This is a genomic window from Klebsiella sp. CN_Kp113, assembly GCF_040064585.1.
Taxonomy (GTDB): domain Bacteria; phylum Pseudomonadota; class Gammaproteobacteria; order Enterobacterales; family Enterobacteriaceae; genus Klebsiella; species Klebsiella michiganensis.
Map to the genome: position 1 here is coordinate 27,306 of NZ_JBEAID010000016.1, position 12,009 is coordinate 39,314.

Below are 12,009 nucleotides of genomic sequence, written 5' to 3' on the forward strand. Positions count from 1 at the left end.
ATCCGTTGCTAATTTTGTACATAAAAAAAGCAAAAAGGAAAAGCCAGCGTTTTCCGTTACTTATAAAAATACTGACAAATCATAAACATACCACTTAAGTAGTAGGCAAAGGTGTAATTGATTTGCATCAATAAGTGTCGCGGCTGAATCGTTAAGGTAGGCGGTAATATAAAAGAAATCGAGGCAAAAATGAGCAAAGTCAGACTCGCTATCATTGGTAATGGTATGGTCGGCCACCGCTTTATTGAGGACCTTCTTGATAAATCCGACGCCAGCCTGTTCGATATTACCGTCTTCTGTGAAGAACCCCGTATCGCCTACGACCGCGTGCACCTCTCCTCCTACTTCTCTCACCATACCGCCGAAGAACTCTCTTTGGTACGGGAAGGTTTCTACGAGAAGCACGGCGTTAAGGTGCTGGTCGGCGAACGCGCCATCACCATCAACCGCCAGGAGAAGGTTATCCACTCCAGCGCGGGGCGTACCGTTTTCTATGACAAGCTGATTATGGCGACCGGTTCCTATCCGTGGATCCCGCCGATTAAAGGTTCTGAAACCCAGGACTGCTTTGTTTATCGTACCATTGAAGACCTTAACGCGATTGAAGCCTGCGCCCGCCGCAGCAAACGCGGCGCGGTCGTCGGCGGCGGTTTGTTAGGCCTCGAAGCCGCGGGCGCGCTGAAAAATCTCGGCGTTGAGACCCACGTGATTGAATTCGCACCCATGCTGATGGCGGAACAGCTGGATCAGATGGGTGGCGAACAGCTACGTCGCAAGATTGAAAGCATGGGCGTGCGCGTGCACACCAGTAAAAACACCAAAGAGATCGTTCAGGAAGGTACCGAAGCGCGTAAAACCATGCGTTTTGCCGACGGCAGCGAGCTGGAAGTCGACTTTATCGTCTTCTCTACCGGTATCCGCCCGCGCGATAAGCTGGCCACCCAGTGCGGTCTGGAAGTCGCTCCGCGCGGCGGCATCGTGATTAACGACGCCTGCCAGACCTCTGACCCGGATATCTACGCCATCGGTGAATGCGCCAGCTGGAACAACCGCGTTTACGGCCTGGTCGCCCCGGGCTACAAAATGGCTCAGGTTACCGTTGACCATATCCTCCAGACCGAAAACGCCTTTGAAGGCGCGGATCTCAGCGCCAAGCTGAAGCTGCTGGGCGTTGACGTCGGCGGCATTGGCGACGCTCACGGTCGTACGCCGGGCGCGCGCAGCTACGTTTACCTCGACGAAAGCAAAGAGGTCTACAAACGCCTTATCGTCAGCCCTGACAACAAGACCCTGCTCGGCGCGGTGCTGGTGGGCGATACCAGCGATTACGGCAACCTGCTGCAGCTGGTGCTGAACGCCATAGAACTGCCGGAAAACCCCGACTCGCTGATCCTCCCAGCGCACGCGGGCAGCGGTAAGCCGTCCATCGGCGTCGATAAACTGCCGGACAGCGCGCAAATTTGCTCCTGCTTCGATGTCACCAAGGGCGCATTGATTGCCGCCATTAATAAAGGCTGCCACACGGTGGCGGCGCTGAAGGCGGAAACCAAAGCCGGTACCGGCTGCGGCGGCTGTATCCCGCTGGTGACTCAGGTGCTCAACGCCGAACTGGCGAAACAGGGCATCGAAGTTAACAATAACCTGTGCGAGCACTTTGCATACTCCCGTCAGGAACTGTTCCACCTCATCCGGGTGGAAGGCATCAAAACCTTTGAAGAGCTGCTGGCGAAACACGGTAAAGGCTACGGCTGTGAGGTTTGTAAACCGACCGTGGGCTCGCTGCTGGCTTCCTGCTGGAACGAATATATCCTCAAGCCGCAGCATACCCCGCTGCAGGATACCAACGACAACTTCCTGGCCAACATCCAGAAAGACGGCACCTACTCCGTTATCCCGCGCTCTGCGGGCGGCGAAATCACGCCGGAAGGACTGGTGGCCGTCGGCCGTATCGCCCGCGAATTTAATCTGTACACCAAGATCACCGGCTCTCAGCGTATCGGCCTGTTCGGCGCGCAAAAAGACGATCTACCGGAAATCTGGCGTCAGCTGATCGACGCGGGCTTCGAAACCGGTCACGCGTATGCCAAGGCGCTGCGGATGGCGAAAACCTGCGTAGGCAGCACCTGGTGCCGCTACGGCGTAGGCGACAGCGTGGGTTTCGGCGTCGAGCTGGAAAACCGCTACAAAGGCATTCGTACGCCGCATAAAATGAAGTTTGGCGTCTCCGGCTGTACCCGCGAATGTGCGGAAGCCCAGGGTAAAGACGTCGGCATCATCGCCACTGAGAAAGGCTGGAACCTTTACGTCTGCGGCAACGGCGGCATGAAGCCGCGCCACGCGGATCTGCTGGCAGCGGATCTTGACCGCGAAACGCTGATGAAATACCTCGACCGCTTCATGATGTTCTACATCCGTACCGCCGACAAACTGACCCGTACCGCGCCGTGGCTGGATAACCTGGAAGGCGGCATCGATTATCTGAAGTCGGTCATCATCGACGACAAGCTGGGCCTGAACGAACATCTGGAAGAAGAGATGGCCCGCCTGCGTGAAGCGGTAGTCTGCGAGTGGACGGAAACCGTTAACACCCCAGCGGCCCAGGTGCGCTTTAAACACTTCATCAACAGCGATAAGCGCGATCCGAACGTCCAGGTGGTCCCTGAGCGTGAACAGCATCGCCCGGCCGCGCCCTACGAACGTATCCCGGTAACTCTGGTGGAGGAAAACGCATGAGCCAGTGGAAAAACATCTGCAAACTCGATGACATCCTGCCGGAAACCGGCGTCTGCGCGCTGTTAGGCGACAAACAGGTGGCGATTTTCCGCCCCTATCACGGCGACCAGGTGTTTGCGATTAGCAATATCGACCCGTTCTTTGAATCCAGCGTCCTGTCTCGCGGCCTGATCGCCGAGCATCAGGGCGAACTGTGGGTGGCCAGTCCGCTGAAAAAGCAGCGCTTCCGCCTGCGCGACGGCCTGTGTATGGAAGATGAAAGCCATTCGGTGGCGCACTATGAAGCCCGAGTGAAAGACGGCGTCGTGCAGCTACGCGGTTAATCACTTTACGGGAGGCGCAACGCCTCCCTTTTTTTGCATTTTTTTCTTCAATTGATGGCACAACGTCATTTGTACTGCATCGCGAAGGCAGCTAACCAAGAGCCAGCGCAAGGGATGAGGTGCTAAAGGAACTCCTATGTTTACGGACACAATAAACAAGTGCGCGGCCAACGCCGGGCGCATTGCGCGCCTCTCGGCCAATCATCCACTCAGCTTCTGGGTAAGCGCCATGATGGCGGGTGCCTACGTCGGCCTCGGCATCATCCTTATATTCACCCTCGGCAACCTGCTCGACCCTGCCGTTCGCCCGCTGGTGATGGGCGCCACCTTTGGCATTGCGTTAACGCTGGTGATTATCGCCGGCTCTGAATTGTTCACCGGCCACACTATGTTCCTGACCCTGGGCGTGAAGGCGGGGACCATCAGCCAGGGGCAGATGTGGGCGATTCTGCCGCAAACCTGGATGGGTAACCTTGCGGGTTCCGTTTTCGTGGCGCTGCTGTATAGCTGGGGCGGCGGCAGCCTGCTGCCGGTCGATACCAGCCTCGTCCACACCGTCGCGCTGGCAAAAACCAGCCAATCCGCGATGGCGCTCTTTTTCAAAGGCGCACTGTGTAACTGGCTGGTGTGTCTGGCGATCTGGATGGCAATCCGTACCGAAGGCGCGGCAAAATTTATTGCTATCTGGTGGTGTCTGCTGGCGTTTATCGCGTCCGGCTATGAGCACTCCGTCGCGAATATGACGCTGTTCGCCCTCTCCTGGTTTGGCCATCATAGCGATGCCTACACGCTTGCGGGAATCGGTCACAATCTGTTATGGGTAACACTCGGCAATACTTTGTCCGGTGTCGTATTTATGGGATTGGGTTATTGGTATGCTACGCCGCAATCGGAGCGCCCCGCCCCGGAAAAAACTAACGAGACTAAGAGTCTGGCTCAGTAGACGTAATCGGTGCAGGCAGGTTGAACATTGCCCAGGTTCAACCTGATAAATAAGATAGCCTGATAGCCAGATTCTAAGGCTGCTGCCAATAATTAAGAGGGAATGTCGTGGACCATTTGCCTATATTTTGCCAATTACGCGATCGCGACTGCCTGTTAGTCGGCGGCGGCGATGTGGCTGAACGTAAAGCTCGCCTGTTACTGGACGCTGGCGCCAGATTAACGGTCAATGCCCTGGATTTTGTGCCGCAATTCCAGGTATGGGCCGATGCAAACATGCTGACCCTGGTTCAGGGCGAGTTTAATCCTGCTCTGCTGGATAACTGCTGGCTGGCCATTGCCGCAACCGACAACGAAGCGGTTAATCAACGAGTCAGCGCGTCAGCGGAAGAAAGGCGAATATTTTGTAACGTGGTCGACGCCCCTCAGCAGGCCAGCTTTATTATGCCGTCGATTATCGACCGCTCGCCGCTGATGGTGGCCGTCTCATCCGGCGGCACCTCGCCGGTTCTGGCGCGCCTGCTGCGCGAAAAGCTGGAATCAGTTTTACCGCTGCATTTAGGCCAGCTGGCCCACTACGCAGGTCAGCTGCGCTCAAGAGTAAAGAAACAGTTTGCCACCGTCGGCGAGCGCCGACGCTTTTGGGAGAAACTGTTTGTTAACGACAGGCTGGCGCAGTCGCTGGCCAACGAGGACCGCCAGGCCGTCGCTGACGCCACGGAGCAGTTGCTGACCGAGCCGCTGGATCATCGCGGTGAAGTGGTACTGGTGGGCGCCGGCCCCGGCGACGCCGGACTGCTGACCCTCAAAGGCCTGCAGCAAATACAGCAGGCCGATGTCGTGGTTTATGACCGCCTGGTCTCCGACGATATCATGAATCTGGTGCGCCGCGATGCCGACCGGGTCTTCGTGGGTAAACGCTCGGGCTACCACTGCGTACCGCAGGAAGAGATTAACCAGATTCTGCTGCGCGAAGCCCAGGGGGGGAAACGCGTTGTACGACTGAAAGGCGGCGATCCGTTTATCTTTGGCCGCGGCGGCGAAGAGCTGGAAACCTTGTGCCATGCCGGTATTCCGTTCTCCGTTGTACCGGGAATTACCGCGGCCTCAGGCTGTTCCGCCTACTCGGGCATTCCCCTGACCCACCGGGATTTTGCCCAGGGCGTGCGCCTGGTCACCGGCCACCTTAAGACCGGCGGCGAGCTGGACTGGGAAAACCTGGCGGTTGAAAAGCAAACCCTGGTGTTTTATATGGGCCTGAACCAGGCCCCGGCGATCCGGGAAAAACTGATTGCCCACGGCATGGCGGCGGATATGCCCGCAGCCATCGTTGAAAACGGAACGGCGATAACGCAGAAGGTTGTCACCGGCACATTAGAACAATTGGATATTCTGGCCCAGCAAATGGCCAGCCCGGCGCTGATTATTGTCGGCCGCGTGGTCGGCCTGCGCGATAAGCTAAACTGGTTCTCCAACCATTAATGACGCTGATGTAGCTCAAAACCGCTCACAAATTAAAAAGCCGGATGCATTGCACCCGGCTTTTTATTGCGCTGAGACCAGCAAATTGCTCAGGGCTTAGCGACGAAACCAATCGCTTCGTAAACCGCTTTCAGGGTAATGGAAGCGCGAGCGCTGGCTTTCTCTGCACCCTCTTTCATGACCTGATTGAGGAATGCTTCATCACCGCGGAATCGGTGATAGCGCTCCTGCAGTTCGGTCAGCATGCCGGAAACGGCTTCAGCCACTTCGCCCTTCAGGTGACCGTACATTTTGCCTTCAAAATGCTGCTCCAGCTCTGGAATGCTCTGACCGGTAACGGCAGAGAGGATATCCAGCAGGTTGGAGACGCCCGCTTTGTTCTGGATGTCGTAGCGAACAACCGGCGGCTCGTCGGAGTCGGTGACCGCGCGTTTGATCTTCTTCACCACAGATTTCGGGTCTTCCAGCAGGCCGATAACGTTGTTGCGGTTATCATCTGACTTGGACATCTTTTTGGTCGGCTCCAGCAGCGACATCACGCGCGCGCCGGATTTTGGAATAAACGGTTCCGGCACTTTAAACACGTCGCCGTAGATAGCGTTGAAACGCTGGGCGACATCGCGACTCAGCTCCAGGTGCTGTTTCTGGTCTTCGCCAACCGGGACCAGGTTAGTCTGATACAGCAGAATGTCGGCAGCCATCAGTACCGGATAGTCAAACAGACCGGCGTTAATGTTTTCCGCATAGCGCGATGACTTGTCTTTAAACTGGGTCATACGGCTCAGTTCGCCGAAATAGGTGTAGCAGTTCAGCGCCCAGCCGAGCTGCGCGTGCTCCGGCACGTGGGACTGAACGAAGATGGTGCTTTTTTGCGGGTCGATACCGCACGCCAGATACAGCGCCAGGGTGTCCAGCGTGGCCTTACGCAGCTGCTGCGGGTCCTGACGAACGGTAATCGCGTGCTGGTCAACGATGCAGTAAATGCAGTGGTAATCGTCCTGCATGTTTACCCACTGACGCAGCGCACCCATATAGTTGCCAATGGTCAATTCACCGGAGGGCTGTGCGCCACTAAAAACGATGGGCTTAGTCATTTTTTATTCCTGAGTTTCACTGTACGGTAGCCCGAAAGCGGGCAAGAGTTCATTAAATTGGTCAAAGATATAATCCGGCTCGCTCAGCGAAATCGGCTCGCCGTAGTTGTAGCCGTAGGTCAGGCCGATCGAGCTGCAGCCCGCGGCCTTCGCGGCCTGAATATCGTTGCGCGAGTCGCCAACGAACAGCAGATCCGCGGGTGCCAGCCCCAGTTTCTCCGCGACCAGAAGCAGCGGTTCCGGATGAGGTTTTTTGTTTTTTACATCATCGCCGCCGATAACAACGGTAAAATATTTCGCGATATCCAGCGACGCCAGAATCGGCGCGACAAACGGCGTCGGTTTATTGGTTACCAGCGCCAGCGGCAGACCCTTTGCGTGCAGCGCGCCCAGCGTATCGGCAACGGCGGGAAACAAAAAGCTCCCCTCTTCCGCCACTTCGCCATAGTAGCGGTCGAACAGCTTGCGCAAAATGGCCTGCTGTTCAGCCTGCGGGATATCGTCATGATCGACGGAAGGTTTACCCTGCGCCGCTCTCAGCGCCGCGCGCTCCTGACGGGCCCAGGTCAGAGCCCGCTGGATCAGAACGTCAGCGCCGTTGCCAATCCAGGTCACGACGCGCTCTTCGCCCGCCATCGGCAGTTCCAGCGCATACAGGGCGTTATCAACGGCAGCAGTCAATCCCGGCGCGCTGTCTACCAGCGTCCCGTCGAGATCGAACGCCACGCCGCGAATATTTTGTAACTTATCCATGGCTAACCTTTGCTAATTCGCTACGCATTTGATCGACCACTTTTTTGTAGTCAGGCTGATCGAAAATGGCCGATCCGGCAACAAACATATCCGCACCGGCTGCGGCAATCTCAGCGATATTGCTGACTTTTACGCCGCCGTCGACTTCCAGACGGATGTCGTAGCCGGATTCATCAATGCGACGACGAACTTCACGCAGTTTTTCCAGGGTGTGCGGAATAAAAGACTGACCGCCAAAGCCTGGGTTGACGGACATCAGCAGGATGACATCCAGCTTATCCATCACGTAGTCGAGGTAGCTCAGGGAAGTGGCCGGGTTAAACACCAGACCGGCTTTACAGCCGTGCTCTTTGATAAGCTGCAGCGTGCGGTCAACATGTTCAGAAGCTTCCGGATGGAAAGTAATGATGCTGGCGCCCGCGGCGGCAAAATCAGGAACGATGCGGTCAACGGGCTTGACCATCAAATGCACATCAATCGGCGCGGTGATACCGTAATTTCGCAGTGATTTAAGCACCATCGGACCAATGGTCAGATTCGGCACGTAGTGGTTGTCCATCACGTCAAAGTGCACAACATCCGCACCCGCAGCCAACGCATTGGCGGTATCCTCGCCCAGACGGGCAAAATCAGCCGACAGAATCGAAGGGGCAATCAAATACTGCTTCATCCGCATCTCCTTGAAATTTATTTGGTCTTGGGCGGACGGTACAGAGCCAGAAGCTCGTCCACCTTCTTACGTGTACCACCGTTGCTGCTGATGCTGCGTCGAACCTTCACAATATGCGTCTCAGCGGCGTTTTTGTACCACTCCTCAGTGAGCGGCGTGCGATGGTTTGAAATCAGCACTGGAATGCGCTTTTTCATCAGCGATTCCGCCTTTTTAGCCAGCAGCTCCTGCTGCTCCTGGCTAAAGCTATTCGTATGATAAGCCGTAAAATTCGCCGTTGATGACAGCGGCGCATAGGGCGGATCGCAGTAAACAACGGAGCGGTTATCTGCCCGCTTCATGCACTCTTCATAAGATTCACAATGAAACTCTGCATGCTGCGCCTTCTCCGCGAAATGATACAGCTCAGCTTCGGGAAAATAGGGCTTCTTATAGCGACCAAACGGCACGTTAAACTCACCGCGCAGATTGTAGCGACACAGGCCATTGTAGCCATGACGATTCAGATACAGGAACAGCACCGCGCGACGCAGCGGCTCCTGACTCTGGTTGAACTCATCACGGAACCGATAATACTGCTCTGCGACGTTGTTCTCTGGCGTAAACATCTCACGCGCCGCCGTAACATAGTCATCGGTACGCAGCTTGACGATGTTATACAGACTAATCAAATCACTATTGATATCAGCGAGGATATAACGAGAAAAGTCGGTATTCAGAAATACCGACCCGGCGCCCACAAAAGGCTCAATCAAGCAGTCGCCCTGCGGCAAATGCTTCTTAATATCGTCAAGCAGGGGGTATTTACCCCCTGCCCATTTCAGAAAAGCGCGATTCTTTTTCATGCTGCCTAACTAATTACACATTCTCCGGCTGTGGAGAAAGCTCCGACAGCATCCTGCGCTTCAGACTACACTGCGGCATTATTTCAGGTCAGACTGAACCTGATGCAGCGGTTTTGCCCACGGATTTTTTGCCTGTACATCTGCTGGCAGCGTAGCAACAGCACGTTTCGCTTCATCTTTCGAAGCGTAGATGCCGCTCACCAGGACATACCAGGGCTGACCGTTACGCGTAGTCTCATAGACAACATATTTTTCCAGCTTCTCTTTCTTCGCCCAACTGTTGAGGTTGTTGTAGTTAGAAGAGCTGCTGAGCTGCAGCGTGTAGTGACCGGACGGCGCAGATTTCATCGAACTGACGTCACCCGCACTTTTACCCGCAGCGGCCGTAGCAGCCGGAGCGGCAGCGGCAGTTGCTGCTGGCGCAGTGGTCGCGGTCGCAGCAGGCGCGGTAGTCGCGGCTGGTTTGGCCTGGGCAGTTGCGGCAGGCTTAGTCGGCTGCGCGGCTGCCGGCGTCGTGGTCGCGACGTTTTCGACACGCTTAGGCTGGACCGCTGCCGGCTTCGGCTGGGTCGGCGCTTTCGCCGTGGCCTGCGGTTTCGGTTCGATAACCGTATGCTTACGCTCCGCCGGGCGCGGTGTCGCCGCCGTCTGACGCTCTGTCGTCGCCTGGCGCGGGGCCGCGGTGCCATTGCGCACTGGCGCAACGGTGGCTGGTTCAGTTGGCAGAGTAGAATTCGCGACCGCGCTATCAATCTGACCCTGCTGCTGGGTCAGCGCATTGTTCAGATCGCCCTGAACCTCAACGCGCTGCTGGCCTTGGGGTTCAGCCGTCGCCTGACCTTGAGTCGGGTTAGACGCGATAGGCGGCAGAGAAACATCCTGCGGCTGCGCGTTGTTTGCCGCTGATGAATCCTGAGCAGCAGGCTGGGTATTATTATTGTCCTGCTCGCCGGACAGGTTGATGCTCTTCTCGCCGGAAGCCGTTTGCTCGCTGGATGAGGATGGTGATTTCAGCGCGGAACCCACGCCAACGATCAGCAGCAGCAGAACGAGGATCCCCACGCCCATCATGATGTACTGACGGGAAGCCGGTTTCGCAGGCGCCTTCTTACGCTTACGAGGACGACGCTCAACCTGACGCTCTTCGTCATCGTCTTCGTCAGACTCTACTTCTTCTTCGTACTCTTCATACTGTTCTTCATCGCGCTCACGGCGTGCTTTGCTGCCGCGCGTCGGGCGACCATCGTCAGCATCATCAAGTTCGACATCATCAAAATTGATTTGCGGATCGGCATCACGCTCTGAAGACTGACGAGAACGACCAGTACGACGATCGCTGCGATCGGCTTTCATATCGTCTTCTGGTTTTAATTCATCCATTTAACACCCCACTAAAAGGCTTATGCTCACGACTATTGCACGTCACCCGAAATGATAACGCCGCGCGAACGCGGCCAGACCTTCTTATTGTTGCGCCTGCTGAGTATCAGCAATCGCGCCAAGAACAACATCATGCGGGACTCCGCCGCGTATCTCGCTCTTCCCTATCGCGAGGGGTAGCACCAGCCGCATCTCGCCCGCCAGCACCTTTTTATCACGCATCATATGGGGCAAATACGCCTCTGCTGCCATCTCCTGCGGGCCACTTACCGGCAAGCCAGCACGCTGCAGCAGATGAATAATGCGCTGCGTATCCTGCGGATTAAACCGCCCCAGACGTTCGGATGCACGCGCCGCCATCACCATACCGGCAGCGACCGCTTCACCATGTAACCAGTTACCGTAGCCCATCTCAGCTTCGATAGCATGACCAAAAGTATGGCCAAGATTGAGTAAAGCACGTAACCCGGTTTCGCGCTCGTCGGCGGCGACAACTTCAGCTTTCAGCTCACAGCAGCGACGGATACAGTACGCCATCGCTTTTTCATCCAGCGCCAGCAATGCATCAATATTATTTTCCAGCCAGTCGAAGAATTCGCCGTCAAGAATAACGCCGTACTTGATCACTTCAGCCAGGCCGGAAGAGAGCTCACGCTTCGGCAGCGTTTTGAGACAGTTAAGATCGACAACAACAGAAACCGGCTGCCAGAAGGCGCCAATCATGTTTTTGCCGAGAGGATGGTTGACGGCCGTTTTGCCGCCGACCGAAGAATCCACCTGCGACAGCAGAGTGGTAGGAACCTGAATAAAGCGCACGCCACGCTGGTAGCTGGCCGCTGCAAATCCCGTTAAATCACCAATCACCCCACCGCCGAGCGCCACTAACGTCGTGTCGCGGCCGTGTGGTTTTTGCAATAGCGCGGTAAAAACGGTATCCATCACCGCCAGGCTTTTAAACTGCTCGCCGTCGGGAAGAATCACGCTATCGACTTTTACGCCCGCTTGCTCAAGTACGGAGCGTACGGTATCCAGATAAAGCGGCGCCAGCGTTTCATTGGTGACCAGCATGACCTGGTCGCCTGATTTCAGTGGCAGGAAGGAAGCTGGATCGTTAAACAAACCAGCCGCGATGGTAATCGGGTAACTACGTTCCCCGAGGGTTACAGTAAGCCTCTCCATAACGCGACGTCCACCTCAGTTGCTTTTACTCTGACGCACTTTATTAAGCCAGAATCAGTTGCTTTCCAGCATATGAATAATCTGGTTTGCTACCACTTTCGCGCTTTGATCGTCAGTGCGGATAGTGACATCTGCAATCTCTTCGTACAGCGGATTGCGTTCATCCGCCAGCGCTTCCAGTACTTCGCGAGGCGGAGCATCAACCTGCAGCAAAGGACGCTTTTTATCGCGCTGCGTACGGGCAAGCTGCTTTTCGATAGTTGTTTCCAGGTAGACCACCACGCCGCGGGCGGAGAGACGGTTACGCGTTTCACGGGATTTTACAGAGCCACCGCCGGTTGCCAGCACGATTCCCTGTTTTTCCGTCAACTCATTGATGATTTTTTCTTCACGGTCGCGGAAGCCGTCTTCGCCTTCTACATCAAAGACCCAACCCACATCTGCGCCAGTGCGTTTCTCAATTTCTTGATCGGAATCGTAAAATTCCATGTTGAGCTGTTGGGCTAACTGGCGCCCAATAGTGCTTTTGCCGGCACCCATAGGCCCAACCAGAAAGATATTGCGTTTCTCTGCCATTTTTTCGGTACTACTAAGACTATTCGTTAATG

Annotated in this window: 11 protein-coding genes; 4 read left to right on the forward strand and 7 right to left on the reverse strand. The window is 55.8% G+C overall.

What is annotated here, in order from left to right:
• Positions 1 to 189 precede the first annotated feature (189 nt).
• The 4 genes from nirB (at position 190) to cysG (ending at position 5,480) form a co-directional block, all read left to right on the forward strand.
• Complete coding sequence (gene nirB / locus ABLV30_RS08165) at positions 190 to 2,733, forward strand: NADPH-nitrite reductase large subunit (RefSeq protein ID WP_032751535.1); 2,544 nt, start codon at positions 190 to 192, stop codon at positions 2,731 to 2,733.
• Entirely contained in the window at positions 2,730 to 3,056 is a 327-nt protein-coding gene (gene nirD / locus ABLV30_RS08170) for a nitrite reductase small subunit NirD (RefSeq protein WP_004854898.1), read from the forward strand. Before nirB ends, nirD begins: the two co-directional genes overlap by 4 nt.
• Before the next feature lie 136 nt (positions 3,057 to 3,192).
• Positions 3,193 to 3,999 carry a nitrite transporter NirC gene (gene nirC, locus ABLV30_RS08175; RefSeq protein WP_032751537.1) on the forward strand — a complete coding sequence of 269 codons (807 nt, stop codon included), beginning with the start codon at positions 3,193 to 3,195 and terminating at the stop codon, positions 3,997 to 3,999.
• Positions 4,000 to 4,106: 107 nt separating this feature from the next.
• Entirely contained in the window at positions 4,107 to 5,480 is a 1,374-nt protein-coding gene (gene cysG, locus ABLV30_RS08180) for a siroheme synthase CysG (protein ID WP_004854905.1), read from the forward strand.
• A gap of 89 nt (positions 5,481 to 5,569) precedes the next feature.
• Here cysG and trpS read toward each other — a convergent pair whose 3' ends face one another.
• From trpS to aroK, 7 genes are all read right to left on the reverse strand, one after another.
• On the reverse strand, positions 5,570 to 6,574 hold the full coding sequence (gene trpS, locus ABLV30_RS08185; protein WP_102803173.1) for a tryptophan--tRNA ligase: 1,005 nt from the start codon (positions 6,572 to 6,574) through the stop codon (positions 5,570 to 5,572).
• Positions 6,575 to 6,577: 3 nt separating this feature from the next.
• Complete coding sequence (gph, locus tag ABLV30_RS08190; protein ID WP_025107839.1) at positions 6,578 to 7,327, reverse strand: phosphoglycolate phosphatase; 750 nt, start codon at positions 7,325 to 7,327, stop codon at positions 6,578 to 6,580.
• A complete protein-coding gene (rpe, locus tag ABLV30_RS08195) occupies positions 7,320 to 7,997 on the reverse strand; it encodes a ribulose-phosphate 3-epimerase (protein ID WP_004126039.1) in 678 nt (225 codons plus the stop codon). The genes gph and rpe overlap by 8 nt, the downstream gene beginning before the upstream one ends.
• A gap of 17 nt (positions 7,998 to 8,014) precedes the next feature.
• Positions 8,015 to 8,842 (reverse strand): adenine-specific DNA-methyltransferase, encoded by an 828-nt coding sequence (gene dam / locus ABLV30_RS08200; RefSeq protein ID WP_025107840.1) that lies wholly within the window; start codon positions 8,840 to 8,842, stop codon positions 8,015 to 8,017.
• A 78-nt stretch (positions 8,843 to 8,920) separates the two neighbouring features.
• Positions 8,921 to 10,222, reverse strand: a complete 1,302-nt coding sequence (damX, locus tag ABLV30_RS08205) for a cell division protein DamX (RefSeq protein ID WP_064378157.1) — start codon at positions 10,220 to 10,222, stop codon at positions 8,921 to 8,923.
• An 84-nt stretch (positions 10,223 to 10,306) separates the two neighbouring features.
• Positions 10,307 to 11,401 carry a 3-dehydroquinate synthase gene (aroB, locus tag ABLV30_RS08210; protein ID WP_004854923.1) on the reverse strand — a complete coding sequence of 365 codons (1,095 nt, stop codon included), beginning with the start codon at positions 11,399 to 11,401 and terminating at the stop codon, positions 10,307 to 10,309.
• 54 nt (positions 11,402 to 11,455) lie between these two features.
• Entirely contained in the window at positions 11,456 to 11,977 is a 522-nt protein-coding gene (aroK, locus tag ABLV30_RS08215) for a shikimate kinase AroK (protein WP_004106441.1), read from the reverse strand.
• Positions 11,978 to 12,009: the final 32 nt, after the last annotated feature.